General features: G+C 58.1%; 31 protein-coding genes and 1 tRNA gene. 25 read left to right on the top strand and 7 right to left on the bottom strand.

Going from position 1 to position 25,192, the window contains the following annotated elements:
• Nucleotides 1–6 precede the first annotated feature (6 nt).
• From E2F50_RS13160 to E2F50_RS13080, 17 genes are all read left to right on the top strand, one after another.
• Entirely contained in the window at nucleotides 7–1,254 is a 1,248-nt protein-coding gene (locus tag E2F50_RS13160) for a phage major capsid protein (protein ID WP_133316626.1), read from the top strand.
• A gap of 67 nt (nucleotides 1,255–1,321) precedes the next feature.
• Complete coding sequence (locus E2F50_RS13155; protein WP_245515409.1) at nucleotides 1,322–1,714, top strand: hypothetical protein; 393 nt, start codon at nucleotides 1,322–1,324, stop codon at nucleotides 1,712–1,714.
• 10 nt (nucleotides 1,715–1,724) lie between these two features.
• Complete coding sequence (locus tag E2F50_RS13150; RefSeq protein ID WP_133316625.1) at nucleotides 1,725–2,021, top strand: head-tail connector protein; 297 nt, start codon at nucleotides 1,725–1,727, stop codon at nucleotides 2,019–2,021.
• A gap of 3 nt (nucleotides 2,022–2,024) precedes the next feature.
• The gene (locus E2F50_RS13145) at nucleotides 2,025–2,372 is read left to right on the top strand and encodes a phage head closure protein (protein ID WP_133316624.1); all 348 of its coding nucleotides are present in this window, start codon (nucleotides 2,025–2,027) and stop codon (nucleotides 2,370–2,372) included.
• Nucleotides 2,359–2,814, top strand: a complete 456-nt coding sequence (locus E2F50_RS13140) for an HK97-gp10 family putative phage morphogenesis protein (RefSeq protein WP_133316623.1) — start codon at nucleotides 2,359–2,361, stop codon at nucleotides 2,812–2,814. The genes E2F50_RS13145 and E2F50_RS13140 overlap by 14 nt, the downstream gene beginning before the upstream one ends.
• A gap of 3 nt (nucleotides 2,815–2,817) precedes the next feature.
• The gene (gene gp17, locus E2F50_RS13135) at nucleotides 2,818–3,213 is read left to right on the top strand and encodes a tail completion protein gp17 (protein WP_133316622.1); all 396 of its coding nucleotides are present in this window, start codon (nucleotides 2,818–2,820) and stop codon (nucleotides 3,211–3,213) included.
• 12 nt (nucleotides 3,214–3,225) lie between these two features.
• Nucleotides 3,226–3,915 (top strand): phage tail tube protein, encoded by a 690-nt coding sequence (locus E2F50_RS13130; RefSeq protein ID WP_133316621.1) that lies wholly within the window; start codon nucleotides 3,226–3,228, stop codon nucleotides 3,913–3,915.
• A 9-nt stretch (nucleotides 3,916–3,924) separates the two neighbouring features.
• Nucleotides 3,925–4,353, top strand: coding sequence for a hypothetical protein (locus tag E2F50_RS13125; RefSeq protein ID WP_133316620.1), 429 nt, complete (start codon nucleotides 3,925–3,927; stop codon nucleotides 4,351–4,353).
• A gap of 244 nt (nucleotides 4,354–4,597) precedes the next feature.
• On the top strand, nucleotides 4,598–5,746 hold the full coding sequence (locus E2F50_RS13120) for a phage tail tape measure protein (RefSeq protein WP_133316619.1): 1,149 nt from the start codon (nucleotides 4,598–4,600) through the stop codon (nucleotides 5,744–5,746).
• 153 nt (nucleotides 5,747–5,899) lie between these two features.
• Nucleotides 5,900–6,475: a hypothetical protein gene (locus E2F50_RS13115; protein WP_133316618.1), complete on the top strand. Its 576-nt coding sequence runs from the start codon at nucleotides 5,900–5,902 to the stop codon at nucleotides 6,473–6,475.
• Between the two features lie 206 nt (nucleotides 6,476–6,681).
• Complete coding sequence (locus E2F50_RS23410; RefSeq protein ID WP_245515407.1) at nucleotides 6,682–7,149, top strand: hypothetical protein; 468 nt, start codon at nucleotides 6,682–6,684, stop codon at nucleotides 7,147–7,149.
• Nucleotides 7,150–7,201: 52 nt separating this feature from the next.
• Nucleotides 7,202–7,417 carry a hypothetical protein gene (locus tag E2F50_RS13105; RefSeq protein WP_133316617.1) on the top strand — a complete coding sequence of 72 codons (216 nt, stop codon included), beginning with the start codon at nucleotides 7,202–7,204 and terminating at the stop codon, nucleotides 7,415–7,417.
• Nucleotides 7,417–7,998 carry a transcriptional regulator gene (locus E2F50_RS13100; protein WP_133316616.1) on the top strand — a complete coding sequence of 194 codons (582 nt, stop codon included), beginning with the start codon at nucleotides 7,417–7,419 and terminating at the stop codon, nucleotides 7,996–7,998. The genes E2F50_RS13105 and E2F50_RS13100 overlap by 1 nt, the downstream gene beginning before the upstream one ends.
• On the top strand, nucleotides 7,995–8,402 hold the full coding sequence (locus tag E2F50_RS13095; protein WP_133316615.1) for a DUF6950 family protein: 408 nt from the start codon (nucleotides 7,995–7,997) through the stop codon (nucleotides 8,400–8,402). Before E2F50_RS13100 ends, E2F50_RS13095 begins: the two co-directional genes overlap by 4 nt.
• The gene (locus E2F50_RS13090) at nucleotides 8,399–10,546 is read left to right on the top strand and encodes a phage tail protein (RefSeq protein WP_133316614.1); all 2,148 of its coding nucleotides are present in this window, start codon (nucleotides 8,399–8,401) and stop codon (nucleotides 10,544–10,546) included. The genes E2F50_RS13095 and E2F50_RS13090 overlap by 4 nt, the downstream gene beginning before the upstream one ends.
• Before the next feature lie 33 nt (nucleotides 10,547–10,579).
• The gene (locus tag E2F50_RS23220) at nucleotides 10,580–13,186 is read left to right on the top strand and encodes a hypothetical protein (protein WP_202615453.1); all 2,607 of its coding nucleotides are present in this window, start codon (nucleotides 10,580–10,582) and stop codon (nucleotides 13,184–13,186) included.
• Nucleotides 13,187–13,249: 63 nt separating this feature from the next.
• Nucleotides 13,250–14,527: a class I SAM-dependent methyltransferase gene (locus E2F50_RS13080; protein ID WP_133316613.1), complete on the top strand. Its 1,278-nt coding sequence runs from the start codon at nucleotides 13,250–13,252 to the stop codon at nucleotides 14,525–14,527.
• Between the two features lie 19 nt (nucleotides 14,528–14,546).
• On the opposite strand, the gene E2F50_RS22960 is transcribed toward E2F50_RS13080, so the two are convergent.
• Nucleotides 14,547–14,714: a hypothetical protein gene (locus tag E2F50_RS22960; RefSeq protein WP_161974139.1), complete on the bottom strand. Its 168-nt coding sequence runs from the start codon at nucleotides 14,712–14,714 to the stop codon at nucleotides 14,547–14,549.
• Nucleotides 14,715–14,836: 122 nt separating this feature from the next.
• Between E2F50_RS22960 and E2F50_RS13075 the strand changes: the two genes are divergently transcribed.
• A complete protein-coding gene (locus E2F50_RS13075; RefSeq protein WP_133316612.1) occupies nucleotides 14,837–16,003 on the top strand; it encodes an N-acetylmuramidase domain-containing protein in 1,167 nt (388 codons plus the stop codon).
• Nucleotides 16,004–16,113: 110 nt separating this feature from the next.
• Here E2F50_RS13075 and E2F50_RS13070 read toward each other — a convergent pair whose 3' ends face one another.
• Nucleotides 16,114–16,332, bottom strand: coding sequence for a hypothetical protein (locus E2F50_RS13070; protein WP_133316611.1), 219 nt, complete (start codon nucleotides 16,330–16,332; stop codon nucleotides 16,114–16,116).
• Between the two features lie 50 nt (nucleotides 16,333–16,382).
• Nucleotides 16,383–16,610: a hypothetical protein gene (locus E2F50_RS13065; RefSeq protein WP_133316610.1), complete on the bottom strand. Its 228-nt coding sequence runs from the start codon at nucleotides 16,608–16,610 to the stop codon at nucleotides 16,383–16,385.
• A 249-nt stretch (nucleotides 16,611–16,859) separates the two neighbouring features.
• On the opposite strand from E2F50_RS13065, the gene E2F50_RS13060 reads away from it, so the two are divergent.
• Together E2F50_RS13060 and E2F50_RS13055 are read left to right on the top strand one after the other, a co-directional pair.
• Nucleotides 16,860–17,327: a hypothetical protein gene (locus E2F50_RS13060; protein WP_133316609.1), complete on the top strand. Its 468-nt coding sequence runs from the start codon at nucleotides 16,860–16,862 to the stop codon at nucleotides 17,325–17,327.
• Nucleotides 17,314–17,667 carry a hypothetical protein gene (locus E2F50_RS13055; RefSeq protein ID WP_133316608.1) on the top strand — a complete coding sequence of 118 codons (354 nt, stop codon included), beginning with the start codon at nucleotides 17,314–17,316 and terminating at the stop codon, nucleotides 17,665–17,667. Before E2F50_RS13060 ends, E2F50_RS13055 begins: the two co-directional genes overlap by 14 nt.
• Nucleotides 17,668–17,740: 73 nt before the next feature.
• Here the strand turns inward: E2F50_RS13055 and E2F50_RS13050 are convergent, their stop codons facing one another.
• The 3 genes from E2F50_RS13050 to E2F50_RS13040 form a co-directional block, all read right to left on the bottom strand.
• The gene (locus E2F50_RS13050; RefSeq protein ID WP_133316607.1) at nucleotides 17,741–18,070 is read right to left on the bottom strand and encodes a hypothetical protein; all 330 of its coding nucleotides are present in this window, start codon (nucleotides 18,068–18,070) and stop codon (nucleotides 17,741–17,743) included.
• Between the two features lie 281 nt (nucleotides 18,071–18,351).
• On the bottom strand, nucleotides 18,352–18,987 hold the full coding sequence (locus E2F50_RS13045) for a hypothetical protein (RefSeq protein ID WP_202615452.1): 636 nt from the start codon (nucleotides 18,985–18,987) through the stop codon (nucleotides 18,352–18,354).
• On the bottom strand, nucleotides 18,980–19,867 hold the full coding sequence (locus tag E2F50_RS13040) for a DNA-processing protein DprA (protein ID WP_133316605.1): 888 nt from the start codon (nucleotides 19,865–19,867) through the stop codon (nucleotides 18,980–18,982). Before E2F50_RS13040 ends, E2F50_RS13045 begins: the two co-directional genes overlap by 8 nt.
• 816 nt (nucleotides 19,868–20,683) lie before the next feature.
• Between E2F50_RS13040 and E2F50_RS13035 the strand changes: the two genes are divergently transcribed.
• A complete protein-coding gene (locus tag E2F50_RS13035; RefSeq protein WP_133316604.1) occupies nucleotides 20,684–20,986 on the top strand; it encodes a hypothetical protein in 303 nt (100 codons plus the stop codon).
• A gap of 813 nt (nucleotides 20,987–21,799) precedes the next feature.
• On the opposite strand, the gene E2F50_RS13030 is transcribed toward E2F50_RS13035, so the two are convergent.
• Nucleotides 21,800–21,874: transfer RNA gene (locus E2F50_RS13030), tRNA-Thr, on the bottom strand.
• Between the two features lie 152 nt (nucleotides 21,875–22,026).
• On the opposite strand from E2F50_RS13030, the gene E2F50_RS13025 reads away from it, so the two are divergent.
• The 4 genes from E2F50_RS13025 to E2F50_RS13010 all read left to right on the top strand — a co-directional run bounded on the left by E2F50_RS13025 (nucleotide 22,027) and on the right by E2F50_RS13010 (nucleotide 25,148).
• A complete protein-coding gene (locus E2F50_RS13025) occupies nucleotides 22,027–22,257 on the top strand; it encodes a hypothetical protein (protein WP_133316603.1) in 231 nt (76 codons plus the stop codon).
• 101 nt (nucleotides 22,258–22,358) lie between these two features.
• A complete protein-coding gene (gene murA / locus E2F50_RS13020) occupies nucleotides 22,359–23,651 on the top strand; it encodes a UDP-N-acetylglucosamine 1-carboxyvinyltransferase (protein ID WP_133316602.1) in 1,293 nt (430 codons plus the stop codon).
• 128 nt (nucleotides 23,652–23,779) lie between these two features.
• Nucleotides 23,780–24,622, top strand: coding sequence for an oxidoreductase (locus E2F50_RS13015; protein WP_133316601.1), 843 nt, complete (start codon nucleotides 23,780–23,782; stop codon nucleotides 24,620–24,622).
• 94 nt (nucleotides 24,623–24,716) lie between these two features.
• On the top strand, nucleotides 24,717–25,148 hold the full coding sequence (locus E2F50_RS13010; protein WP_133316600.1) for a DUF2948 family protein: 432 nt from the start codon (nucleotides 24,717–24,719) through the stop codon (nucleotides 25,146–25,148).
• Nucleotides 25,149–25,192 lie beyond the last annotated feature (44 nt).

Here is a 25,192-nt window from a genome sequence, read left to right as displayed (position 1 = left end):
AAAATCATGAAGCACATTGCACCGGGCGCTTTCGCGCTCGCGCGTCCGCGCGCCATCCTGACGATGCCCCGCGCCGACGTATCCAACCCGGCAGCCATGCTTGCCGAAATCAAATCAGCCTTCGAGGAATTCAAGACTGCCAATGAGCAGAACCTCAAAGGTAAGGCCGATGTGATCGTCGCTGAAAAGGTCGATCGCATCAATGCCGCGCTATCGACGATGGAAGGCAACTTCCAAAAGGCGGTGGACGACCTGAACGCAAAGGTCGCCGCGGCCGGTACCGGCAACATCATCGGCGACATCCCTGGCGACCCCGAATACACTGCTGCGTTCAAAGCGCATATGCGCAAGGGCGACGTTTCGGCTGCCATGACTAAGGGCACTGCCGAAGACGGCGGTTACCTTGCGCCGGTCGAATGGGACCGGACAATCACCGGCCGCCTGAAGCGGATTTCGGCGATCAGAGCCAATGCTCGAGTCCAGTCGATTACCGGAGCCGGCTTCAAAAAGCTGTTTACGGATCGTGCTGTCGGCTCCGGTTGGGTTGGTGAAACGGCTTCGCGTCCGGCAACCAGCACGCCGCAGTTCGGCCAGCTCGACTTCATTCCTGGCGAGATCTACGCTAACCCGGCCATCTCCCAGCAGATGCTCGACGATGCGGCCATTGATCTCGAAGTCTGGCTTTCGGATGAGGTTGATACCGAGTTCTCTCGGCAGGAGGGCATTGCTTTCGTCGGTGGCGACGGCGTCAACAAGCCGAATGGCATCCTGACCTATGTCACGGGTGCTGCCAATGCCGCCAAGCATCCTTGGGGCGCTATCCAGGTACAGAACTCAGGCGCGGCTGCAGGTGTGACGCTCGATGCCATGATCGACCTGATCGCGAGCCTGCCGGAGGAGCTTTCGCAGAATGCGAAGTTCTTCATGAACCGGCTTTCGGTCGCCTCGTATCGCAAGATCAAGGACTCGAATGGCAACTACATCTGGCAGCCAAGCCCAGCTGTCGGTCAGCCGTCGACCTTGTTTGAAGCGCCAATCGTGCAGGTTCCCGATATGCCGGTCGTGGCGGCCGGCAATATCGCCGCTCTCTATGGTGACATGGAAGCGACCTACCTCGTCGTCGACCGCGTCGGCATTCGCGTCCTGCGCGACCCCTACACCAACAAGCCGTTCGTGCACTTCTACACGACAAAGCGGGTTGGCGGCGGCGTCTACAACCCGGAACCCATGCGCGCTCTGAAGATCAGCGTCTGATCCATACGACGGGCGGTTCTTCCGCCCGTCTCGCCGACCGCTTTATCTCAATTCTAAGGAGGCCATCATGGCTACGAAGAAGGAAACAACCGCGCCCGTTGCTGCCAAACAGGCGGCGGGAGCAACCCATCCCACCGAGACGGTAACCGTGACGAACAGCGGCGACCGTCCGAGGGCCGATACTTCTGGCAACACTACCTCGGTGGCGACTGCCGATGAAGCAGGCAAGCCAGCTGATATCGCGCCGGCAACCGAGATCGACCCGTCCGGCGCGCCCGCGCAGATCGTGCCCGATGTCGACCTCTCTCATCCGGCTGTTGATGCCGATCCTCGTAAAGGAACGACGGTTGCCCAAAACCGGATCGACTTCAACGATCCCACTCTGAGCGACGGAGAGGCTGTCGCCAAGATGCTCCGCGCTCAGGGCGTCGAAGTCATCACCGATCCCGCAAGCAAGTAAGGCAACTAAAATGGGAAACGTCGTCGTCCTGACTACCGGCCCGCTTTACACCTTGGAAGAGGTGAAAGAGCATCTGCGTGTCGATACCAGCGACGACGACGCCACCATCCAGGCTTACATGGATGCTGCCGAAAGCGCTGTCTTGCAGTACTGCCACATCGCCCTTGTGCCGGTCGGCAAGGAGAGCGTCTTCAAGGTTGCGGCCATGATGTACGTCTCGGCCCTGTATGAGAACCGTAGCGGCTCTGACGGCTTGCCCAGGTCGAGCATGCTGCTTCTAGATCCATACCGGTGGCTGAGGGTCTAAGCGATGCAAGCAGGGGATCTAGACCGGCGGATCGCACTTCATCGCCAAGTGCAGAGCGGGACCGACGGGATGAACCAGCTGGTTTACACTTGGCAGGAAATCGCTAGCCGCTGGGCGCGAAAGCGGGATGTCAGCGACGGCGAGAAGTACGCCTCTAATCAAGTTGCCGGCGTGCTGATGAGCCGCTTCGTTGTCCGCAAGGATAGCGTCACGAGAGCAGTCGCAGTCACCGATCGCATTTCATACGACGGGGCAACCTGGGAAATCTTCGGGATCAAGGATCTCGACGATGGCCGCGATCGGTTTATCGAGATCACTGCCATAAGAGATCCGGACGATGGCCAGAACTAAGGGTTTCAGTGTCCGGGTTGACGGTCTGAAAGATCTTGATCAAGCACTGAAGAAATTGCCCCGTGCGACAGCGAAATCAGTCGGTCGCCGCACTCTGATGAAAGCTGCGCAACCCATAGCCGAGGCAGGTCGGGCGAACGCTCCGGAGCGTGAAGGCAACCTCAAGAAATCCTATGGCGTCGGCACAAAGCTGACGAAACGCCAAAAGCGCATGAACAAAAAGGAAAGTCCGGTCGAAGTCTTCGTTGGGCCGAACGATCCCGCCGCTGTGCAAACCGAATTTGGCAATCAGCACCAGGCCGCAGAGCCGCACCTGCGGCCAGCTTGGGACGCGGAAAAGCAGCCGACGCTTGAGCGCATCAAGGATGGCCTTTGGGTGGAGATCTCCAAGGCCGCGGCAAGACTTGCCCGCAAGGCAGCGAAGCTCGCAAAGGGCAAGTGATCCATGGAAGAAGCCATCACTGCGCTGCTGTTGGCAGACGCCCGCGTGCGTCATCTGATCAGCGATCGCATCCATTGGGGGCGCCTTCCGCAAGGGGCATCGTCCACAGCCTACGGAATTCTACAGGTTGTCAGCAGCCAGCCCGACATTACCAATTCCGGCCGAAGCGGACTGGAGCGTGTGCGCCTGCAGGTCGACGGCTACGCCAAGTCTGCCTTGCTGGCCCGAAACATTGCCGATGCGATTACCTCCGTCATCGAAGGCGCTCGGGGCGAACGGTCCGGCATCATGTTCAAGGGCGGCTTCATTGAAGACCGCCGCGACTTCCAGCCGGACGGCGCCGCCGGCAATCAGCTTTACCGGCGCTCCACCGATATCTTCGTCTGGTATTCCAACTAGGGACCTGAAACCATGAGCGACACCCAGGCCAGCCTTGGCTACGGCATTACATTCGAAATGGCGCCGGCCGAGACGCCGACCCTATTCACCTATGTCAGTGAAATCTATGACGTCACGCCGCCGTCCGACACGACGGATTCGGTCGACGTCACCCATATGCAGAGCCCGAACCGGACGCGCGAATTCATTAGCGGCCTGACCGATCCCGGCGAGATGTCGTTTGAGCAAAACTACGTTCCGGGCTCGGCTTCCGACAAGGCTCTGATGTCCGCCAAGGGCAAGCGCAAGTGGTGCCGGATCACATTCCCGAACGGCGTCCAGGCGATGTTCTACGCCATTCTCCAGTCCTACGAGAAATCGGCGCCGACCGACGATAAGATGACGGCCACCGTGACCTTCAAGGTTTCCGGCGAGCCGATCCTCACCGATCCGGCCGCACCTCGTAACCTGGCCGCTCCGGCTGTGACCGGCGTGGCGAAGGTCGGCGCACCACTGACGATCGAACCGGGCATCTGGGCCGGCGCTATGGACCTCACCTATCAGTGGAAGGTGGATGGCGCAAACATCGTCGGCTCTACCGGCCAGTCTTATATCCCGCTGATCGGCGATATCGGCAAAGGTGTGAGCGTCGCCGTTACCGGCGCCAATGATGCATTCAGCACTTCGGTCACGAGTGCCGAAACTGCTGATGTCGTAGCCTGAAGGTGATCCATGACAAATAGCGTGCGCGGGATCATCACGGCCGAAATCGATGGCGAGCGTCTGGCCTTTCTGCTTTCCGCCAATGAATGGTGCGAGCTGGAAGACGAGTTCGGCAAGACAACCGACGTGCTCCTCAAGGAGTTCGGCGAAATGGCCGAACAAGAGCATCTCGATATGCGCATCATGCGGTCTTTCTTCCGAGCTGCAGTCTCGGATGCAAAGCCCGGCATCACCATGCGAGAGGCCGGCCGTCTGATGCAAATTCATGGTTTGGTGGAAAGTGCGCGGCTTATCGGCGAAGTGATCGTCGCTTCCATGCCGGAGGTGAAATCCGATGCGGGAAAGCCGAAGGCGACGGCGGGCAGGAATTCACCTGGTCCGACCGTCTCGCCGGATGGGTCGAGATCGGGCAGGACCCGAAAACCTTCTGGCGGCTAACCCTTCGAGAGATCGACACGATCATTCGCGGCGCCCAAGGGGCGCAGCGCAGCCGCCACAACGCTATGGCCTGGCTGGCTTGGCATGTGGCACGTCTGACGGCTTATGCGCCTCAGAACGGCCGGGACTTTATCCGCCTCGATAAGCTGTTCTGGCGTGACGGAAAGGCCGGCGAGCCTAAGCGCAGCTGGCAAGATCAGCTCGCTTCCGTCTCTTCCTGGATCAACGGACGAACAAAACGCTCATGAATTCTGTCATCGGTGCATTGCGGGTCGTTCTGGGGTTGGACTCGGCTGCCTTCGACAAGGGCCTTACTGGTGCTCAGTCCAGGCTTGCTAAGTTTGGCCCTGCCATCAAGCAGGGCCTGGCGGTTGCCGGCGCTGCAGCCGTTGCGGCGGGTGCCGCCATCGGCGTGGCCGTCAAGGGCGCGATCGACGAAGCCGACAAAATGGACGAAATCGCCCAGAAGATCGGGATCGGGACGGAGGAACTTTCGCGCCTGAAATATGCAGCCGAGATCAACGGCGTTGCCTTTGAAACCCTTCAGGGCTCCGTGGGTAAGCTGTCTAAGAACATGGTGTCCGCAGCGACCGGCACAGGCGATGCTGCTAAAGCCTTCCAGAAGCTCGGGATCGGCGTCAAGAGCTCTGACGGTAGCCTGAAATCTGCTAGCACTGTGATGCAGGAGATCGCCGACAAATTCGCGGCTATGCCCGATGGTGCCCAGAAGACGGCCATGGCCATGCAGCTGATGGGCAAGTCGGGCGCTGAAATGATCCTGATGCTGAATGGCGGATCTGCGGCGCTAGCCCAGACGATGAAGGACGCTGACAAGTTCGGCCAGGTCTTCACGGCCGAGATGGGCGCCAATGCCGGCAAGTTCAACGAGAACCTCGACAAGATCATGGGGACGATGGGAAGCCTCGCCGCGGTCATTGCCGGCCAGATGCTTCCTTATCTGACGGAATTTTCCAGCTGGCTGCTGGAGGCTGTGACCTATTTCCGGGAACTGTCACCTGAAACTCAGAGCTTCGTCACTATTGCTGCCGGCCTGACCACCGGCCTTGCCGCCCTGGCTGTTCCCCTCGGACTTGTTGCAGTCGGTATTGCTGCGATCGGCGCGCCAATCGCCGCGGCGGTTGCTGGTCTCGCCCTTCTGTCGGCCGGTGTTGTCGCGTTCTGGCCGCAGATCCAGCAGCTCGGTACCGCGATCAGCGAATTCCTGGCGGGAGCCTGGGCGGGGTTTGTGTCTGCCTGGGATGGCGTGGCCGAGAAGGTCGGTTCTGTCGGGACGGCAGTGAAACAGCTCGCCGCCGATATCCTTTCCGCCTTTGCGGCTTTGCCAGGACAGATGCTGGAGATCGGCGGCCAGATCATTGACGGCCTCTGGTAGGGCATTCAGGCGAAGTGGGAATCCGTCAAGACCGGCATTGCTGATATCGGCAACTCGATCAGCGACAGCATCAAGAGTACGCTTGGCATCCATTCGCCCTCGCGTGTCATGCATGAAGTCGGCACCAACATCATCCAAGGCTTGAATAACGGCATGGCGGAGAATGGCCCGCAGGCGCTGGCTGCCGCCCAGAGCGTGGCCGGTGGCATTCGCGACAGCTTCAGCGGTATCGAGAATGTCGGGGCTGGAGTTGGGGATGGTATAGCGAGTGCCTTCAGCAATGTGGGCTCGTCTATTGCCGATGCGATCAAGGGCACGAAAAGCTGGAGGGATGTGGCGCTGGATGCGATCAGCTCCGTCGCTTCAAATCTGATCTCCAGCATGGATTTTGGCGGCGGGATCGGAGGCGGCATCTTCAAGAGCCTGCTCGGCGGTCTGGTCGGGTTCTCTACCGGTGGGACGATCCTGCCGGGCGGAACCGGGGGCGTCGATAGCCAATTGGTCGCGTTCCGTAAGTCGCCGAATGAGCGCGTCGATATCACCAAGCCGGGGCAGAAACTGACCAGCGGCGGTGGATCGCTTGTCTATGCGCCGACCATCCATGCGCCGAATTCTGATGCTGCTGGCCTGGCTCGCTTGGAGCGCCGGATGGACGAGCAGGGCCGGAACTTCGGCAAGATGGTGGATTCCCGCAACAAGGTATCCAACACCCGTAAAACGAGGGGCTGATGGCGCGACTGCTCAACTGGCCAAGCGGCCTCGGCATCATTTCCCGCCGCCCTTTGGCTGGCCCTCGATCAAAGGGGGCGACCGGTCGACAGGAAAGCACCGGAGGCCGGTTTCAATCCGTAGCGTCGGCCTTTGGTTACTGGAAGTATGAGTTCGTTCTTCCACCTGCCAGGGGCCGACTTTACCGCCGCATTGAGGGACTTGTCATGGCTCTGCATGGCGGGGCGAACGCTGTGCGCGTGTCGTGGCCCGCTCCCGACAGTCTTACGCTTCAGGAGGCGGGTGCTAACTTCACCCCGTTGCAAGAGCGCGTCGGGATGCCCTGGAGCAACGGACAGCCTTGGGCAAACGGGATCAATTGGGGCGTTTCACCGCCTAACGTGGCCGTGGCCGGTGGCGCAGCCAGAGATACGACTGTGATCAAGCTCGGCTCCGCTTTCTGGGGACATGGCCTCGATTACGGCGACGAGATCGGGTTCTTCCCGCTCCACTTTGGAAAATACATGATCACTGAAGCGCTCGGATCGGGTGAGTATCGGATATGGCCTCCGCTTCGCAAAGCCATCACTGCAGACGACTTCGCCACGCTGATGCCGGTGCTGGTGATGACGCTCGACAATGAGAGCGGCGCGGACCTCGCCGCGGCGTTGATGTGGGTCAGGAAAGCACACTGATCCTGTCGGAAGTCTTCGACTACGACGTGCGCGACTATTTCGCGGACTGATCATGGTAGAGAGAACCCTTGAGGAAGTCGTCGTCATGAAGCGGCGGGATCTGGCGCGGCTGCATGCCAATGAGATGAATGCTGCGCTCTTCCCGGAGCCCGAGCGGCACGATGATGCCATTGCCGATGAAGAGAAAGCAGAGATCCAGGTGACAGTTGCAGAGATCCGCGAACGCCATCGCCAAGAGCTGGCTGCATGGGTAGAGGCGAATAGCTGATGGCGCCTTTGTTCTCGGAAGCCGAACGTGCCTTCCTGCGCCGGCCGCACATCGCCCGCGCATGGTTCATGGAGCTGCAACTGCCGACTGGCACATGGCTTGTTCATAATGGTGTCGGACGGAAGACGGTTGGGGGCCGGGAATGGTTCGGCGTGTCTGACCCGGGCGGCCGGCAGCTGGTGTCCATCTCGGCTGTGGAGGACCCGCGCTTCGGCCAAGCGGCCAAAGTCGATATCGTCTTGTCGGGTGTGAACGTCGATTTCCTTCGCTCGGTTAAAGACACTGCTCGCCAGATTGAGGGCTCGCTTGCTGACCTCTACTGGTGCGCCTTCGATCAGGAAACGCAGGAGGTTTGGACCGGCGGGCTGAAAAAGCTCTTCCCAGGCTATCTGTCGGCGCCAAAGCGGCAGAGCCAAGGCATTGGCCTTCGCACCGTCTCTTTCACTGTCGAGACGCTATGGCAGAGCCAGAACTATCCGTTCGGCGGCAAGTGGACGCCAGCCGACCAAGAGCGCCGTTATCCCGGCGACAAGGGGCTCAATTTCGTGGGCGTCAAGGTAACGGAGATCATCAAGGCATGATCGATCTTCAAGCCTTGCTCAAGGAGCACATGGAAAGTGTCCAGGAGAAGGAAGCGGTCTTTGGCGTCGATGACTGCTCGCCCTGGTGCGGCTCATGGGTCGAGAAAGCCACCGGCGTGCGGGTGATCGAGCCCGATTGGCATAGCTGGCCGGAAGCGGAAGCCAAGATCAAGCGCGCGGGCTCGCTCTGCGCTCTGTGGGACGAAGCCCTAGCCGATCGCTACGACACGATCTGGCCATCTGGCCCGCCGGTGTTCGGCGATGTCGGTATCATCGAAACAAGGATTGCAGGGCAGGTGAGCGGCATCTTCCTTGATCACGGCCGGTTCGTCTGGCGGGTCAAGGTCGGCGTGTCGATCCTGCAGCCGCGCAACATCGTCAAGGCCTGGACCTTCCAGAGATGAAACTTCGCACATTGCTGCTCATGATAAGCGCCGCCTATTGGGCTGGGGCAGTGCCGGCGCATGCCGGTATTGAGAGCCTGATCATCGGCATTCATGGCTTCCTGCTGTCCAGCACGGCCATCTCCGCCACGGTGGCCGGCACGTTGGCAACGGTGATCGGCTATGGCGTAGCCGGTGCTGCGATCGTGGGTGCGTCTCTGCTCGGTCGCCAGCAGAAGGGCGGAGCCGTCAAGCCGTCTGACGTGAAGAGCACATTTGAAACGGGCGAAAGCTCCATCATCGAAGGCGTCGGCCGCGTTCGGGTCGGCGGGCTGAAGGCCTTTGGCAATACGGATGGCAGCACACGCGCACGCTTGGTCTGTCGGCTTCAGGGACCGATCGATGCGATCGAGGCTTATTATCTCGGCCAGCGCGAAGTCACTGTGGAAGCCAATGGAGATGTCAGCTCGCCACCGTGGGCGCGTCCTGGCGGATCATGGGCTAACTGGCAGGACAAGCTGGGCACTGGCGCGGAGACGGCATGGGCCGGCATCATGTCGCTGTTTCCCGATCTATGGACTTCTGCGCATCGCGTTCGCGGCATCGCGCAATCGCAGCTGCTGTTCTACAATCCGGGCCTGAAAGAGGAGAAGTATCTCAGCCTCTACCAGAACGGGGCGCCGGAGAGCGAATGGATCGCTCGCGCCTCAAAAGTCTTCGATCCGCGCGATCTTTCCCAGTGGCCGAACGACCCTCTGACGTGGAAATGGTCCGATAATAGCCCGCTGATTTGCGCTCATGTGCTGCGCCGAGATCCGGCGTTTAAGTGGACGCGCTTCAGCTGGGCAAAGATTGCGGACGCCGCCAATAAGGCAGACGTTCTTGTCCCGACCCTCACGGGCACCGAGAAACGCTCCCGCCTTTGGGGCATGTGGGCATGGGAGAGCGAGCGTGGCGAGACCATGCAGCAGTTCTTGGACTCCGCCGGCCTTGAGCAGCGGCTGGACGAGAACGGACTGATCTATTTTGAGTTCATCGACGACGATATCGCGCCAGAGATCAGCTTTACGCCAGAGGATATCTACGACTACTCCTGGCAGTCCGGGCCGGAGGCCGTCGAGCGGCCGAACATTGCCCGCGTCAAATACTATTCGCCCGAGCGCAACTACGAAATGACCGACCTCGCGCTTGAGGGAAAGGTTGTATGGGCAAAGGTCCAGGATGAAGTCGATCGCTACGGCGATAAATTCTTCGACCTTGAGCTTCCGTTCTGCCCATCGGCCAGCCAGGCGCAACGCATCCTACGGCGCAAGTTCGCGCTTGCTCGCGCCGATCGCGGAACGATGACGACAAACATGGTGGGCCTCGCGGCTTGGGGCTTGCTGTATGCCGAGATCACCGAACCGGACTTAGACGATGTAGAGAAGGTTCGAATGGATGCGCCGCGGGTGGATGATGAGAACGGCGCGGTAGAGATACCCTTCACCGTCTGGCCGACGCTGGCGCCTTGGAATCCAGCAACGGACGAAGCGCCAGCGCCTGATATTATTCCAGAGCTCGGATATGAGACCGACATGATCACACCGAACGCTCCGCAAGGGGCAATCGAGGTGACCTATCCAGGCGGGGCAAAAGAGCTTCGCTTGGCTTATGTCCTGCCGGCGCAAAGCTATGATCTGGCAGAAGCCACCTATCACACCTACTCAGGCAGCGTACCCAATGCTTGGCAGAGCATGACGGAGTTCCCCGCGGGTGCCTACGTGGCAGGAGCGTTTGCAGGGCTGACGATTGATGCGCGTGTGCGGGTTTTCAATGGGGAAGAGGGAAGCCTATTTTCCCCGCTGCTGAACACCGTCGTTGCCGTCGACAATGTCACACCAATCTTGGCGCCAACTGTGGTGTCTGGGGGCGGGGGTGACGGAACGTTGGCCGTAGTTGTCACGCAGCCGCAAATGCATGTCACGCATCTCACGTTGGAGCGTCGCGTCAACTCCGGACCTTGGATCGGCATTTCGCAGTTTAACGTGAGACCCGCGCAACAGGTTGGGTTCAACGACACCGTGACCACCCCAGACAGCAACATCCAGTGGCGAATACAAGCGCATATGAGTAACGGCGCGGGTGGCGCCTACCTCAACTTCAGCGGCAGCACGCCTGCCGCCTAAGATCGGCTTCTCTAATCCTTATAGGGTTCTTCAATGAGCATCTTCACGAAACTTGCTCAGCAGATCTTTGCATCTGCTGACGAGAACGGCAATGCGCGTACCATCTCCGAACAGGAAGTCGGCGTATGGGGTACGGAGTTGGAGCGCTTTGTTGGGCTGTTCGTCAGCGGTGATGGATTAATCTATTCCTCAGTTGCGGCGCTGAATGCCGACCTAGCACACTCTGCCAATTCGATGGCGTGGGTGCTCGGGGATGCGACCGCCGCCAACAATGGGATCTACGGTAAGGTTGGCGCATCAGGAGTGGGTTCATGGACTCGCCGGGGTGATCTGCCGTTCAGCTTCATCATTGCCGTTGATTCAGGAGCTGGAACGCCAAACGCCATTCAGGCAACGTCTGCTCTTCCAGTTTCGGCTTCATCGCTTGTTTTGATGAACATAGCTGACACCAATACGGGCTCCCCGGTTACTGTGTCATTCAACGGCGGCGCCGCTCTGACGGTCAAGACCAATAGCGGGAACAACCCGGCCACCGGCGGCCTCGTCTCCGGCATGATCGTGCTTGGCGTAGTCTCTGGATCGACCTTTCGGTTGTTAAATGATCAGGTTTCCAGCGCCATTGTAGCGGCGGCAGAGGCTGCAGCCGCAGCCGCTCAGGCAGCCGCAAACAACCAGATGACGTTCGACACCGTGGCTGCACTAAACGGCGCAACTGTCCCTTCAGCTGTAACCGCAGTCCGAACCAGTGGTTACTCCGGGACGTCTGGAAAGGGTGGCGCGAATTACCGACTGAAGGCTGCACCTGAAGCCAACATGCCTGGCGATCAAACCTCAAATGGTGGCACAAAGCGATGGGAGATTGCGGATCAGCAACTGCGACCTGAGATGTTCGGCGCAGTCGCTGACTTCAACGAAGTCAACTATACTGGAACTGACAACGCAACCTCTTTGAACATCTTCCACTCGGCTCTTAAAGCATTCCGGAGGCCAGGCTTCGTTTCTGGACTGTTCCTGACATCCAATCTCGCGCTGATAGTGAACGCTGTTTTTATGCTTAGAGGCACAGACAGGGGTGTCTCCGGCTACGTGTTCAAAGCAACGGCGACAGCGGGAGTGGATATCAGTCAGACCGACTTCAATTTTCCTACTTTGATCTACGATGTTGGCTTCTACACCCTCGGCCAAGAGCAGGTGACCCCCCTGAGCGTCCGGTATTCGGCTGCGGACAGCATTGGGAACCGAACGGTGCCAAGGTGTCTGATTGCCAACATCTCAACCCGGGGATGGGATATCTACAAGCACGGCCCTAAGGTGGGCTTGTATACTAAGAACATTCACGCCAACTCGATGACTGAAATCAGAGCAACCGGGCGGCGTGATCTGACAATTCCGACTGGCATCGGTTCTATCAGCGGCACCACCCTTACTGTCAGCAGTGTCAACGCTGGCACAGGCAGCCTTGCCGTGGGGCAAAGCCTGACCGGAACCGGCATCATCACGGGAACCAGAATAACGGCACTAGGGACTGGGTCTGGAGGAGCAGGAACATATGTTGTGAACGTAGGGCAGACAGCTGCCAGCACCTTCTTCTCGGCTTATGACCACCGGAAAAGTCTTGGCTTTATGGATGCTGGAATTGTTTTAGATAGCGATTCCGGATTTGCTTCTATTCCTGGAGACATCGAACTCTCAGCTTGCCAAGTCTTTCACGCGAAGGTTGGGTTCAAGGCGCTGGGGGAGAACGAGGGGTTGACGTTCAACAACGTCAAGGCCATCGGTACATGGATTGGTATCGGCGTGGTGAATGATACCCTCCGGCCAAATGTCAACGTCTTCGGCTCACACTTCAATGTCTTCGACGCTGCAATAAGTCTAGTGAAGGCCCCGCAAAGCGTCGTGTCCGACAACCTTATCTACAAGTACGTGGGCTCGGACGGCACCACCATCGCTGTAGATTTAGATTCCTGTGATGAGTCTCAGGTCGATGGGAACACCTTAATCAACTCATGTGCGGATGCACGAGCTTCCGGAGCCTTTCATGGCGTCAGAGTGAAAGACAGCATCGGCTGCATAATCGATGTTTTGAACCACGAAAGAGGTTCGATTTCGGTCTGGCTAACTGGGTCTACGCAGCTTTGCCGGATTGGGATGATTGTGCAGTTGAGCCAATACGCTAATGAGACCTTAGTAGCCGAAGTAGTCGACGATACCGCCGGCATCAACTTCGTCGGCGGCCGATTCGTGGGTGTAGCCAACTCATCGGCGGTCACAGTTACCAGTGGCGGAACAACTGTTCTCAGCTTTGTGACGCCGACAGATGTCCGAAAAGGCCAGAGGTATCGCGTGTCCGGGCAAATTACATTGAACAAGGGGGGTACGGGCGGTCCAACGGCTATAACCTTCTTGCAGACGAATATAGGAGCTGCGGGCGCGGCATCAGTAGCGTTTCACCAATCGGTATCAGCTTTGAAGGGAAGAATAGACCCGCAAGCTGCGGGAACGGAGGGCTTGATAAATTTCGAAGGTGAGATGACCATCCTCACCTCCGGTACTCTCGCCCTAGCTCTTCAGGCTGTGTCAGTGGGATCGAACGCAAATGTCGCGACAGGCGATTGTCAGCTGACTGTCAGCAAATTGTAAAGGGTCTTCCTCTTCCCGCCCTGATATGTATTCTTGTGTTATCGATCGGAGTGGGAGACCGGCATGAATGCACTGACGCGGAATGTTCTGGAGTCGTTTGAACTGCCGGATATCAGTAAGCATCTCGCTTCCAGATTAGAGCACTCTTACCTCTGCCACCGACCCGACGACGACATATCGTTCGATTATGGCGTGACGAAAGGGCAATATCTAGGAAATGATGAAAGCCTAGTGAAGCGGATAATCACCGCCTACCAAGGGTCATTTACCGGCCAACATTCTACAGTTGAATCTATGTGGTTCACGTGGATTGGCCCAATGAAGGAGCCAATCCACGAAGCTCTTATGGAAGGTGACTTCCCTGCTGTCACCGAGTTCCTGCGCGACCCATCTAGCTCCCACCTTTTCCAAGGTTTCGATAATCTCGTCGTTCAGGATGATGGATCCCAACTCGTGCCAAAGTATTGGGCAAGATGGATGGCTGGCTGGACTTACGACGCGCTCAGGAGACTAACAGAAGCAGTTGGCGCACGTCCAATGGCGTATCCTGAAGGTAGCGGTCAGGCAGGTAAGGCGGGAAGTGGGGTTCCTGCACCAGACGAACTATTGCGGGATCTGGATGATTCTTTTGGTTTTCGGATCGACTTTCCTAATCCTTTTCAAAACGAAGTCGGCATTCCGACGAGCCGGGGTACCGCGACATATCGGGCAGTGCACGCTCTCTATCAGGCATGGCGCGTGAAGCAGCTCGTCGAGGGAAAGCCTGACGCCAAAGTCCTTGAAATCGGCGCAGGTCTTGGACGGTCGGCCTACTACGCCCGCAAGATGGGTATCAAGGATTACACCTTGATCGATCTCCACATGACCAACGTCTCACAGGCCTACTACCTTGGCACGCTCTGCGGGTATGACAGTGTTATTCTCCATGGCGAGGACGGAGCACGGGCTGATGCATTCAAGATCATGCCGCCAGACTTCTTCTTGGAAGGGCTGGAGACTTATGACCTCATCGTAAATGTCGACTCTTTTACAGAGATGTCGTTCGCTGCTGCCAGCGCCTACATGTATGAGATCAAAAAGCGAGCTCGTTGCCTTCTTTCAATCAATCACGAAGCCAATGAGTTCACTGTTGCCCAGATGGTCTCGGAAATTGGCGAGGAGTGCAGGAGCAGAACACCCTCATGGATCCGAAAAGGCTATGTAGAGGAAGTGGTTTACCTCCTGATGCCCAATCCGGAGGAGCCGCAAGACATCGCGACGGAGAAGGTGAAGTCCGGAAACAAGTGGTGGCGTCGTCTAGCTGCCGTGCGGCAGCCTGACGCGAAACCCAAAGGGCTGTAAAATTCCATGCCGGCCCCGTTTAGTGAAATGTCGGCTTGAAGAGCGGCTGGCTGGACAGATCCGCAGCCTGATCTGCCAAGGCGCGCAGTTCTCTCGCGATTTCTGAAAGACTGGCAACCGCCTGAGAGGTTTCGGCCTCGTCGATCGTAGGCACCTCGGCCGCATCGTCCTTCACATCATCGCTCATCAAGATCCCCTGGTTGGTCGCGAGCCGGCCTAGGTAGGGTTTCGTTAACCATCGGCAAGTGCCGAATTTCGAGGACATCACCATGATTACGACCGTGCAGGTTCTGCGGCGGAGGCTTCGCCATGACTAATTTCAACGGCTTCATGGGCGCTGCCAAGCGCATCGAGGACATCGATTTGCCGCGGCTCGGTGTTCAGATCAGCGTGGGCGAGGACGAACTTCACGCCTTCATGGAAGCGGAGACGCGGGGTTCCGGCTTCGACAGCCAAGGCCGGCCACGCATCCTCTTCGAGCGGCACAAGTTCTACAAATATTGCCCGGAGGAGAAGCGCGCTGCCGCCGTCAAGGCTGGCCTCGCCAATCCTAAAGCCGGCGGCTACGGCAAGGAGAGCGAGCAGTACGGCAAGCTGCAGCGCGCCATGGTGATCAACGAGCATGCGGCGCTGCTATCCTGCTCGTGGGGGCTTGCTCAGGTCATGGGCTTCAACCATGAGCTCGCAGGATATCCGAGTGTTGAGGCGATGATCCTCGCCTTTATGGAAGATGAGGAAGCGCATCTGCAGGCGGCGGTGACCTTCATCAAGAACTCCGGCTTGGACGACGAGCTGCGCCGGCATGACTGGAAGGGCTTCGCCAAAGGCTATAATGGCACTGGCTATGCCGTGAACAAGTATGACCAGAAGCTTGCTGCTGCCTATGCCAAGTGGTCAAAGATCAACGACACGCCTTTCGAAGCCGCCGCAGCGCCCATTGTGCCGGCCGCGCCGCCTCAGTCTGAACCGACCGATGCCAAGCTGATCGAGAAGGTGCAGCAGCTTCTTCGGGACAAGGGTTATCCGGAAGTCGGCAATGTCGACAACAAGCCTGGCAGTCGGACCCGGAACGCCATCCTGGCTTTCGAAGCTGACAACGGCATGGCGCTCTCGGGGGCAGTCTCGGATGCTCTGCTGGTGGCGCTGATCAAGGCGCCGATCCGGCAGAATGCGCCGGCTCGTGAAAATGCTACCGCCAAAGACCTGAAGGACGCGCCGAGCGTCAAGATGGGCGACATGCTGAAGAAGCTGGGCGCTGGCGTGCTGGCAGCCAGCGGCCTTGGCGGTCTTGCTGAAGGCGCGGGCGACCTCGACAAGGTCATCAGCGGCGTCAACAAGCTGAAGGCGGTGACAGACGTTCTGCTGTCGGTGTCGCCGTGGATCCTGGGCGCGGTCGCCGGCTCGGTGGCGATCTACTTCGGATCGAACTTCATCAAGGAACAAGTTCTGGCCTACCGGGAGGGTAGGCATGTCTAAAAACAAAGGGCCCGCCACTGCATCTGGCGAGCCCTTCTGTATCCTCACGTATAAGGCCGCTCGGATACTGCAACATTAGCACATTATGGTTAATGCTGTGTTGAGTCCGATCAGATGATGGTGATGGTTTCCAGCATCACTTCAAGCTTCTCTTCGTCCTGGATCCCGGAATTGTAGAGTTTGATCACCGTAGCCGCGAGCCCTTCGGCTTGGAGCGTGTTCTTCTTGATCCCGGTTGCCTCACAAGCGCGATCAAACACACGCTGCAGCAGCCTTAATTGTTCTGGAGTATGCGCATCCACCGGCTGCTTTAGGTGAGAATGTATCATGATGAGCCCTTCAGGTAGGGGGACTCACTCTATCTGTACAACTGCAGCCGTCAATCGGACAAAGGTCCGACAGGTACTCGCTTTGCAAAGATCGACTTACCGCCGACGTTGTAGACGCCGGCCGAGAGCACGGCCCGGATCAGCGCCATGTGCGGCCGATCCTTCACTAGCTCAAAGTTGAGGATGGCTTGCTCAGCCTGTTCCTTCGTGAGCTGTTGGTGAAGCAGGATCTCGCCGTCTTCGTCATGGATGAGGATTTCGAATACATCCTCCGCCACGTCAGTGCACCTTCTTGCGCGCGACTCGGATCACCGAGGTGAACACCTTCGAGAAGTCTAGCGGCTTGTTCCAATCGGTGTCCGGCTCGCAGTGAGGGCAAGGCATGGCCGCCGCTCCGCATCTGCAGGCGTGCATTCCCCAACCCGGCTTATTCGGGTGATCCTCGCAAATCCACTTCGTGTCCCGGCAGGACCTGCAAGTCACAACCATAGCCGCACCTCCGGTGCTGAACCTAATCAGGAGGAGTGATGGTAATCCTCACTCATATTCGCGACAACTTCGCGAATGCATTTTTTCCGCGGTGGAGCGAGTGGTGGGCGGCCGGCGTGCTGATGGCTCTCGGCTTCGTCCTCACGAGCAACCCGGACCTCATGGCGAGCAGTAAGTCGAACGCCTACCAGCTGATGCTGATGATCTTCACGCAGGAAACATGGTCTGCTGTCATGAAGGTCTTTGCTGCATGTAGGCTCGTCGTCCTGCTGATCAACGGTGCTTGGCGGCGAAGTCCTCACCTGCGGGCCACGGGAGCGTTTCTGAGCTGCTTCTTCTGGGTCCAGATTACCCTTTCAGTCGCTCACACTGCCGGCTTTCTGTTTGTCCTCGCGGCCGGCGTTCTAGTGCTCGACTTCGTAAACTTCATTCGCGCTCTGAGAGATGCGCGGATCGTCGACTATACCCATGCCATTGCGAGGAAGACGGAAGGTGGACAAGTCTGAAATTCTGACGAACCTCGGTATCCTCGTTGCGGGGATCTTCGCCGGGTTGATTGCTTACTTTGGAAAGAAGCCAGCCGTCTCGCCACAAACCTCTGACGCAGTGGTTACGAGCGTAGGGCTTGAGCTAGGTAATCGCCTACAGACTGACCAGGTCATTGCCGAGCTCAAACGCATTGCCGACAGCCTCGCCGTGCTTGCCGATCGCAAACAGGCCTCGACGGAGGCGAAGCTCGATCGCGTGCTGCAGGAGCTGGCGGAGGCGGAGGAAAGGGATCTTGAGGCTAAAGCACGAAGGGCGCCACGAGCCCAACGACCGCGAAAGCCGCGAACAGGAGGATGATTGCCAACAGTGCCCAGTTAGGCAGGAGGTGCATTCAGTCTCGCCTTCTGCTCATTCCATCATCCTGCTTTCGTCAGCCATACTTCCGCCCCTCGCGCCCCGCCAAGCTCATTGCTATCGTCCGGACGCGGTCACTCATGCCCGGCCATTCTCCAGAAAGCATCCGGTCATAGCACTCTTCCACCGCCTTGGCAGCAGCTCTTGCAGAGGGTTCAAAGCCAGAAGCGCCATGAAGGCCCGGCCCCTTCTCCCGTTCGGAAAGGCCAGAGCTCCAAGTCCAATAGCCCATGTGGTCTCTTCCGATATAGCCGGCCACCCATTTGCCATCGAACCCGCTGAACTTGTCGTCGGTATGTGGCCAGGTGCGGCGCCAACTATATTTCAGACGTATCTCTTCAGTCATACGGAATGGTCCTCGTGTTTAACGAGACCGGCCGCATCGGTCTTGATGGTGATCCTGCCCGCCAGCAGGTGAGGGATAGATTCCGCAGAAAGAGGCAAGGGTCAATAGGTGAGGGGATCAGGTAAAAAGCGCGAGCGAAATCAACTGCACCTTATTTCCCCGCACCTTGTCGAGCTCCCATTGTAATCGTTGCTAATTTTGGAAATGCTCGCAGTCCATCTGGGACTCCAATAAAGATCGGATCGAAATTTCTATGCCAACGCGGCTCTTTTATACTGTCTCTAATCCCCGAATGGATCCGGAAACACACGCCGAGCAATGAAAATCCCATACATCTTCGCTTGCGGGAAGCGTTGCGACAAGATCGTGTGCATGGCGCGGTAATGCGTGCCCGCCGTCAAGACGTCGTCGATTATGCCGATCGACGTTGGCTGCGGAGCGGCTACGCTCTCATCGATCCTGTAAACCTTGAGAAGATCTTCTACCGTGAGACGCTCACCTTCGCCCACTTCATGGGAGGCTGCGGTTGAGGCTGTTTGAATGATGAGCTTCCTGACATCGGCTTCCGCGCTTATCCCTCTGCAGATTCTCTCAATTCTATCATCGTAATCTGGATGACCGACAGCTTTGGAGCAGGGGACCGGGACTAGTGTTCCGGTAGCAAGCCACTTTTTGTTCAGGACTTCTCGGAGCGAGCTTGTGCACTCGTTGATCGCGCGCCCTTTATATTTGTAGCTAGCCGTGCCAGCCGTGCTCGGCTTCTTCTTAAGGTTGCTAATCAGGTTGTTGGTTGCGCTGAAATCATATCCTTTGCGCGACGTATACTCAAAAAGATAGTAGCACTTATCAGTCGCCAGCAGCCGAGTGTGGTCTGGTCGGGTTGTCTCATCGATCTGTGTTAGAAGAAGCTCAGCCAAGAGCGCTCCAGATATCGTCTGAGGTCCTCACGCGGATTGCCCCCTCGGCTTCAAAGCGCGCCGGCCAAGTGATGTCGCTCCGTTGGAAGCAGGACTCAAGGATGAAGAGCTTTCGTCCCTGGTGAAGCGCAGCCCTCGCTTGCGTTAATGTCCCAGAGGTTTCTCCGGCCTCGACGATGATCGTGCCTTCCGTAAGGGCGCTCATCGTGATGTTGCGCTCTGGAAAGAAAAGCCTGTTTTGCGGCACGGCTTGCTTCGTGTAGCGGAGAACGGGCACCTGCGAGATCAACAAAAATTCTTTGGCGATGGTATTTTGCATCTCCGCATGTTCGCGGGGATAGAAAACACCAATAGGCGTGCCAATGACTGCTATGGTTTTCCCACCGCGTTCTATCGCGGCAGTGTGAGCGGCAATATCGATGCCTTTGGCAAGGCCAGAGACAACGGTGAAGCCTCGATCGACAAGCTCACGAGCAATTCTAGCGGCTCGTCTCCGACCCTCATCGGAAGCTTCGCGACTTCCGACAACGGCGACACCCCGCGTCTCCGTAAGCTCCCACTCGCCCTGATAATAGAGCAACTCTACAGGGTGCCGAGCATCTCGTAGCTTTGCAGGATAATCGCCAGCGTGATTGATGCGTACCCCAAACTGATGCACTCCCGCCTTCTTGAGCATCTTCATTACATCGTCAGCGCAGCTTAGTGCCACCTGAGTAGGCACAAAATCTGATGGAAGAGCGGATTTGTCGGCCGCAAACTTAGCGGCGAGAGAGCGGAAGGTTGCGCCTTTCTCCAGCCAAAGAGCTTCGTAAGCGCCTAGCTCAAGCCTAGGTGAAATCGAGGCGGCGGCGGGTCCATCATCGGCACGGTTTAACCACATGTCATGTGACTCCCAGGGTATGCGTATTGGCCCCGACTTATCGAGGCCGATAGCCGGCAGCATAGTCGGGGGTGTTATCTGCGCAAGGCCTAGCGCCGACAATACATCCTGTAAAGCTCAAAACCTGCTGGCTTGTTCCTCACGTTTGAAGGCGAGAATAAGATTGGTCTCAATCTGATCGGCAGTATAGGTGCCAACGCAGCACTGAGGCCTTTGCGCGGACCGTTTGCGGACCGTTTCGCTTGTCAGGACCAGAACAAACCTAGATCATCTGCCTCTCGATGGTCCGGAGGAGGTGGCTTTTCGCGAAGCCATCTCCGTTCGGGACGTGGGTCGATCTCCACCAATCCATTAAATTTCGCACTACAGGTTCGCAGGAGATCGTATACGACGACTAGTCGTTGCCGCAGCAGGTGAGCCAACCTACAACTGAAACGCAAAAATTGCAATTTCCCGTTGACACAATCAAAAACTATATTAGCTTGAGAGTTAAAAATGGGAGATTTTGATGAAACTAATATTAGTCGCTCCATTTTTACTTGCGTCTACGCATGCCATGTCGGCCAGTATCTGCATCGATGGGAAGTATCTCGTGTCAGGAGAGACACGAAACATATCTATATATGACGAAGTTTGTAGGAGTGACCGCGGCCAATACGTGATGCGAGGTGGCCAGATCACCAGCGGTATTGATGTATGTCTTTCGGATGCGGGATATGCTACTGTGATCTATAGGAATGTTACTAACAACTCGCCTGCAACAAGGGCGTCGTGGTTGAAAGATGGTGACTGTATCGCACCATAAAGGAGGGGCAGATGAGAGTAAGGCATTTTTCTTTTGCTGTTTTGATGGCAGTCGCTCCCGTGGTCGGAGACGCAAACGCTCAGGTGCTTGGCGGTGTCAAGGGAGATGCCGCAGGTTGGGTAGAAGTCACGTGTGGTGGGTGTTGCTCTGTCGTGAACCGTCACAACTCTAAGCGGGTGGATGCAACGCTGTCCCTGGCTCTTGGTGCAAGCTCAACCGTTCGCGCATTCCCTGGCCAGTCGAAAACCTGGACCTTAGATGGTCGTTGTTTCACCAGCGGCTTTGCTGTGTTCGCCAATTTTGTTCCCGACTGAGCCCCTAATTCTCATGCCCTATCTACGTCCCGCGGAGGAGATGGTGAGTTGATCAGGTATGCCCTTGTGGCTTTAATGCTTTCGACGATATCGGCTTGGCCCGCTAGATCTGCTGAGTGTAAACCACCAATGGCGAACAGGGGCCACGCCCCGTTGGCTAGATCTGCAGGAGGAAGTGCGGCCGCTAAGGTCACTGGGCATCAAACCGTTCAGCTCTGCTTTTCGGTAGCGAAATCCTATATCGGCGGCTACCACTGCATCGCAAGAGTTGGGCCCGTCCACTGGGAGCGCGACCTCTGGCAGTGTACGAGTAATACGTCTTGCTCCGGCGGAGTATTTGGTGAGATGACCGAAACAACTGATCCCGTGAGCCCTGAAAAGAAGCGGGTATGCGGGACTTTTACAAACAATGTAGACGATCACATCAATGTAGTTATATCGCGAATGTGATCGCGTTATTGGGACCACGACTATGTCGGTCATGCGATCGACACCTGCTGCAGACTCCGCGAAGCCATCTCCCGTTCGAGATAGGGGCTCCGCGAAGGCCAAGGCGTAACAGAGGCCCCGCCGGCTGGTAACCGGCGGGGCCTCCTGTCAGTGAAACGTCACGTTGTTTTGCTTAAACCTTCTCGAAGCTTCCCAAGCTGAATACGCAGACCGGGCGGAGTGAACGGATGTGGAACCTTATGCACGGCTTTTGCACGTAAAGAGACGAGCTTTCGTCTTTTGTTCCGTCGTTTCGTGCTGGTTCACGGAGTGCAATCCGCACCTACGAAAGCAGCCGGAACCGTTGTTAGTAGGAGGAGGAAGTGGTGCTGCTAGAGAGATTTGAACTCTCGGCCTCTCCCTTACCAAGGGAGTGCTCTACCCCTGAGCTATAGCAGCGTCAGCCGGCGCGATAGACCCGCGTCGTCGGCAGCGGCCTATTGCCATAGCTTCACCGGCAGCGCAAGCCGCAAATGCCAAGTTATTCCATCTCGAACGAGGAAAAGCAGCGCACCGCTTTCAAAAGCGGCCTCTTTTCGATAAGGAACGGCATGGCAGAAGACGAAGAATTTCCCGAACCAGAGGCCGGAAAACGTGGTCAGAGCCGCGGCGAACGGGCGCGGCAGGCTGCGGCAGCCCGCGAGGAACAGCGTAGGGCAAAGGCCGCGGCCAAGCTTCGCGAAAACCTGATGCGCCGCAAAAGCCAGGCCAGGGCACGCCGGGCCGGCGAGGCCGACGACAGCCAGGGCCTTCCCGCCGCAAAAACGGACGAATCATCCTAGACATGCCGGGCAGCCAGTCGGCACGGACCGAGATTGAAGCGAAGGCGGATATCGTCTAAGGACGCGTCTTTCGCGCCCTCACAAAAGAAGAGTTACACCTTATGGATCGCATCAGAATTACCGGCGGCAATGAGCTGAGGGGCACTATTCCGATTTCCGGCGCCAAGAATGCCGCCCTGCCTTTGATGATCGCGTCCCTTTTGACCAGCGACACGCTGACGCTCGAAAACGTGCCGCATCTGGCCGATGTCGAGCAGCTGCTGCGCATTCTTGGCAATCACGGCGTCGATATTTCCGTCAATGGCCGCCGCGAAAGCCAGACGGAAAGCTATTCCCGCACCATTCATTTCACCTGCCGCACCATTGTCGATACGACTGCCCCTTACGAGCTCGTCTCGAAGATGCGGGCGAGCTTCTGGGTCATCGGACCGCTTCTGGCCCGCGAGGGCAGGGCACGCGTGTCCTTGCCGGGCGGCTGCGCCATCGGCACGCGTCCCGTTGATCTCTTCCTCGAAAGCCTGGCGGCGCTCGGTGCCGAGATCGAGATCGATGGCGGTTATGTCAATGTAGCCGCGCCGAAGGGCGGCCTTGTCGGCGCCCATTATACCTTTCCGAAGGTTTCGGTCGGCGCCACCCATGTCATGCTGATGGCGGCTACCCTCGCCAAGGGAACGACGGTGATTGAGAATGCGGCGAGGGAGCCGGAGATCGTCGATCTGGCCGATTGCCTGATCGCCATGGGTGCCAAGATATCCGGTGCCGGAACCAAAACCATTACCATCGAGGGTGTTTCCTCTTTGTCCGGCGCCCGCCACCGCGTGCTTCCGGATCGCATTGAAACCGGCACTTACGCCATGGCCGTCGCCATGACGGGTGGCGATGTGACCCTCCAGGGTACGCAGGCCTCGCTGCTCGACAATGCACTCGACACGTTGCGCCTCGCCGGTGCGGAAATCACCGAAACGGAAAGCGGCCTGCGCGTCGTGCGTAACGGCAACGGCATCCAGCCGGTAGACATTGTCACTGAACCCTTCCCAGGCTTCCCGACCGATCTCCAGGCCCAGTTCATGGCGCTGATGAGCCGGTCGAGCGGTGTTTCGCATGTGACCGAAACGATCTTCGAGAACCGCTTCATGCATGTGCAGGAACTTGCCCGGCTCGGTGCCCGCATTTCGCTGTCCGGCCAGATGGCCCGCATCGAAGGCGTGCCGCGGCTGAAGGGCGCTCCGGTCATGGCAACCGACCTGCGCGCTTCCGTTTCGCTGGTGATTGCCGGACTGGCGGCCGAAGGCGAGACCATGGTCAGCCGGGTTTATCATCTCGACCGTGGCTTCGAGCGGCTGGAAGAGAAACTCACGCGCTGCGGTGCGATCGTCGAACGCGTCAGCGACTAAGGCGGCCGGACGCTCATTGGAAAAGGACGGCAGGGGGAACTCTTGCCGTCCTTTTTTGTATGCCTATCTGTTGAGAACATCCCGCTTCATTCCGACTTGTCCTCGATCCGGTTTTCACGGAGATATTCATGGCCGATACGTCTTCCCCCGTCTGGTTCATCACCGGCTGCTCCACCGGCTTTGGCCGCGAACTTGCGAAGCTGACGCTCGACCGCGGATGGCCGACGGTCGTCACGGCGCGCGACCGTAGCCGGGTGGCCGATCTCGTGGAGGGCAGGGAGAACGGGCTGGCGGTCGATCTCGATGTCGTCAATGGCGCCCAGATCGAGGCGGCAGTCGAGGCTGCGGAGCAGAAGTTCGGCCGCATCGACGTATTGGTCAACAATGCCGGCTATGGCTATCAGGCGGCAATCGAAGAAGGCGAGGAGAACGAGATCCGCGCCATGTTCGATGCCAATGTCTTCGGCCTCTTCGCCATGACCCGCGCCGTACTGCCGGGCATGCGGACGCGCCGTCGGGGCCACATCCTCAACATCACCTCGCAGGCAGGCTTTATCGGCTTTCCGGGCTCTGGTTATTACGCCGCCACCAAACATGCGGTAGAAGGTTTTTCCGATGCTCTTGCCGCGGAAGGCGCGCCGCTTGGCATCAAGGTCACCTGCGTTGCACCCGGTCCTTTCCGCACCGATTGGGCAGGCCGCTCCCTGAGGCAGACGCCAAACCGCATCGCCGACTATGCCGAGACCGCCGGCGCGCGCATGACCACCACATCCAACTACAGCGGTCAGCAGCCGGGTGACCCGGTGCGCGCCGGCGAAGCGATGATCCAGATCACGGAAAGCAGCAATCCTCCGCGCCATCTGGTGCTGGGCGAAATGGCCTTCGACGGCGTGACCGGCAAGCTGAAGGAGCGGCTGGCCGAGATCGAGTCCCTGAAGGAGCTGACGCTGTCGGCAGACTTCCCGAAATAAGCTGTCGCTGCCGGCTGGCAGTTGCTTCTTGAGGACTGCGCCACTATTTCGAGGCTGGTGAGACCTTGCACAAGCCTTAGGATGGAAACGACGCATGACCGAGCTTAAGCTTCTGGCACTCGACACGGACGATCTGGGGATCGTTTCCGCTCACCTTCAGGATGCCGTCTTCAAGGTGGGAGACATCCGCTGGTCGGCTTCCGAGAAGATCTTTTCGCTGGCTGCCAACCGCTTCGTCTGGGAAACCGCGGGAAAGAAGCGCAAGGGCTTCGAGCGCCGCCGGTCGGCGCTGGTGCTGAAGCGCGTCGACGCGGTGCGCTCGGCGGGCATCAACCGCAACAGCAAGGACGAGGTCTTGTCCCTGTTGGCAATCCGCTTCACTCCAAAGGATGATGGCCCCGAAGGTACGGTCGAACTGGTGCTTTCCGGCAGTGCGACCATTGCGCTCGACGTGGAGTGCATCGAAGTGGCACTTGCAGATATCGGCGGCGCATGGGAAACCCCATCAAGGCCCCGTCACCCCTAGATTGCAAGATCCGGAATCAAGGCCGGCTTTAGTTCTTTGAGTGA

The organism is Rhizobium deserti (assembly GCF_004358025.1).
Taxonomy (GTDB): Bacteria; Pseudomonadota; Alphaproteobacteria; order Rhizobiales; family Rhizobiaceae; genus Neorhizobium; species Neorhizobium deserti.
The sequence above is the reverse complement of the archived record's forward strand: the minus strand, read 5'-3'. Positions and strand labels throughout refer to the sequence as shown.

Excerpts from the sequence above, each read along its gene's own strand:
- E2F50_RS22960 (WP_161974139.1), bottom strand. The coding sequence starts at position 14,714 with ATGAGCGATGATGTGAAGGACGATGCGGCCGAGGTGCCTACGATCGAC.
- gp17 (WP_133316622.1), top strand. The coding sequence starts at position 2,818 with ATGGAAGAAGCCATCACTGCGCTGCTGTTGGCAGACGCCCGCGTGCGT.
- E2F50_RS13100 (WP_133316616.1), top strand. The coding sequence starts at position 7,417 with ATGGCGCCTTTGTTCTCGGAAGCCGAACGTGCCTTCCTGCGCCGGCCG.
- E2F50_RS13140 (WP_133316623.1), top strand. The coding sequence starts at position 2,359 with ATGGCCAGAACTAAGGGTTTCAGTGTCCGGGTTGACGGTCTGAAAGAT.
- E2F50_RS13060 (WP_133316609.1), top strand. The coding sequence starts at position 16,860 with ATGGTAATCCTCACTCATATTCGCGACAACTTCGCGAATGCATTTTTT.
- E2F50_RS13050 (WP_133316607.1), bottom strand. The coding sequence starts at position 18,070 with ATGACTGAAGAGATACGTCTGAAATATAGTTGGCGCCGCACCTGGCCA.
- E2F50_RS13095 (WP_133316615.1), top strand. The coding sequence starts at position 7,995 with ATGATCGATCTTCAAGCCTTGCTCAAGGAGCACATGGAAAGTGTCCAG.
- E2F50_RS13025 (WP_133316603.1), top strand. The coding sequence starts at position 22,027 with ATGGCAGAAGACGAAGAATTTCCCGAACCAGAGGCCGGAAAACGTGGT.
- E2F50_RS13150 (WP_133316625.1), top strand. The coding sequence starts at position 1,725 with ATGGGAAACGTCGTCGTCCTGACTACCGGCCCGCTTTACACCTTGGAA.
- E2F50_RS13105 (WP_133316617.1), top strand. The coding sequence starts at position 7,202 with ATGGTAGAGAGAACCCTTGAGGAAGTCGTCGTCATGAAGCGGCGGGAT.
- E2F50_RS13080 (WP_133316613.1), top strand. The coding sequence starts at position 13,250 with ATGAATGCACTGACGCGGAATGTTCTGGAGTCGTTTGAACTGCCGGAT.
- E2F50_RS13120 (WP_133316619.1), top strand. The coding sequence starts at position 4,598 with ATGAATTCTGTCATCGGTGCATTGCGGGTCGTTCTGGGGTTGGACTCG.
- E2F50_RS23220 (WP_202615453.1), top strand. The coding sequence starts at position 10,580 with ATGAGCATCTTCACGAAACTTGCTCAGCAGATCTTTGCATCTGCTGAC.
- E2F50_RS13130 (WP_133316621.1), top strand. The coding sequence starts at position 3,226 with ATGAGCGACACCCAGGCCAGCCTTGGCTACGGCATTACATTCGAAATG.
- E2F50_RS13040 (WP_133316605.1), bottom strand. The coding sequence starts at position 19,867 with ATGTGGTTAAACCGTGCCGATGATGGACCCGCCGCCGCCTCGATTTCA.
- E2F50_RS13015 (WP_133316601.1), top strand. The coding sequence starts at position 23,780 with ATGGCCGATACGTCTTCCCCCGTCTGGTTCATCACCGGCTGCTCCACC.
- E2F50_RS13035 (WP_133316604.1), top strand. The coding sequence starts at position 20,684 with ATGAGAGTAAGGCATTTTTCTTTTGCTGTTTTGATGGCAGTCGCTCCC.
- E2F50_RS13115 (WP_133316618.1), top strand. The coding sequence starts at position 5,900 with ATGGCGGAGAATGGCCCGCAGGCGCTGGCTGCCGCCCAGAGCGTGGCC.
- E2F50_RS13075 (WP_133316612.1), top strand. The coding sequence starts at position 14,837 with ATGACTAATTTCAACGGCTTCATGGGCGCTGCCAAGCGCATCGAGGAC.
- E2F50_RS13090 (WP_133316614.1), top strand. The coding sequence starts at position 8,399 with ATGAAACTTCGCACATTGCTGCTCATGATAAGCGCCGCCTATTGGGCT.
- E2F50_RS13070 (WP_133316611.1), bottom strand. The coding sequence starts at position 16,332 with ATGATACATTCTCACCTAAAGCAGCCGGTGGATGCGCATACTCCAGAA.
- E2F50_RS13125 (WP_133316620.1), top strand. The coding sequence starts at position 3,925 with ATGACAAATAGCGTGCGCGGGATCATCACGGCCGAAATCGATGGCGAG.
- murA (WP_133316602.1), top strand. The coding sequence starts at position 22,359 with ATGGATCGCATCAGAATTACCGGCGGCAATGAGCTGAGGGGCACTATT.
- E2F50_RS13010 (WP_133316600.1), top strand. The coding sequence starts at position 24,717 with ATGACCGAGCTTAAGCTTCTGGCACTCGACACGGACGATCTGGGGATC.
- E2F50_RS13155 (WP_245515409.1), top strand. The coding sequence starts at position 1,322 with ATGGCTACGAAGAAGGAAACAACCGCGCCCGTTGCTGCCAAACAGGCG.
- E2F50_RS13160 (WP_133316626.1), top strand. The coding sequence starts at position 7 with ATGAAGCACATTGCACCGGGCGCTTTCGCGCTCGCGCGTCCGCGCGCC.
- E2F50_RS23410 (WP_245515407.1), top strand. The coding sequence starts at position 6,682 with ATGGCTCTGCATGGCGGGGCGAACGCTGTGCGCGTGTCGTGGCCCGCT.
- E2F50_RS13145 (WP_133316624.1), top strand. The coding sequence starts at position 2,025 with ATGCAAGCAGGGGATCTAGACCGGCGGATCGCACTTCATCGCCAAGTG.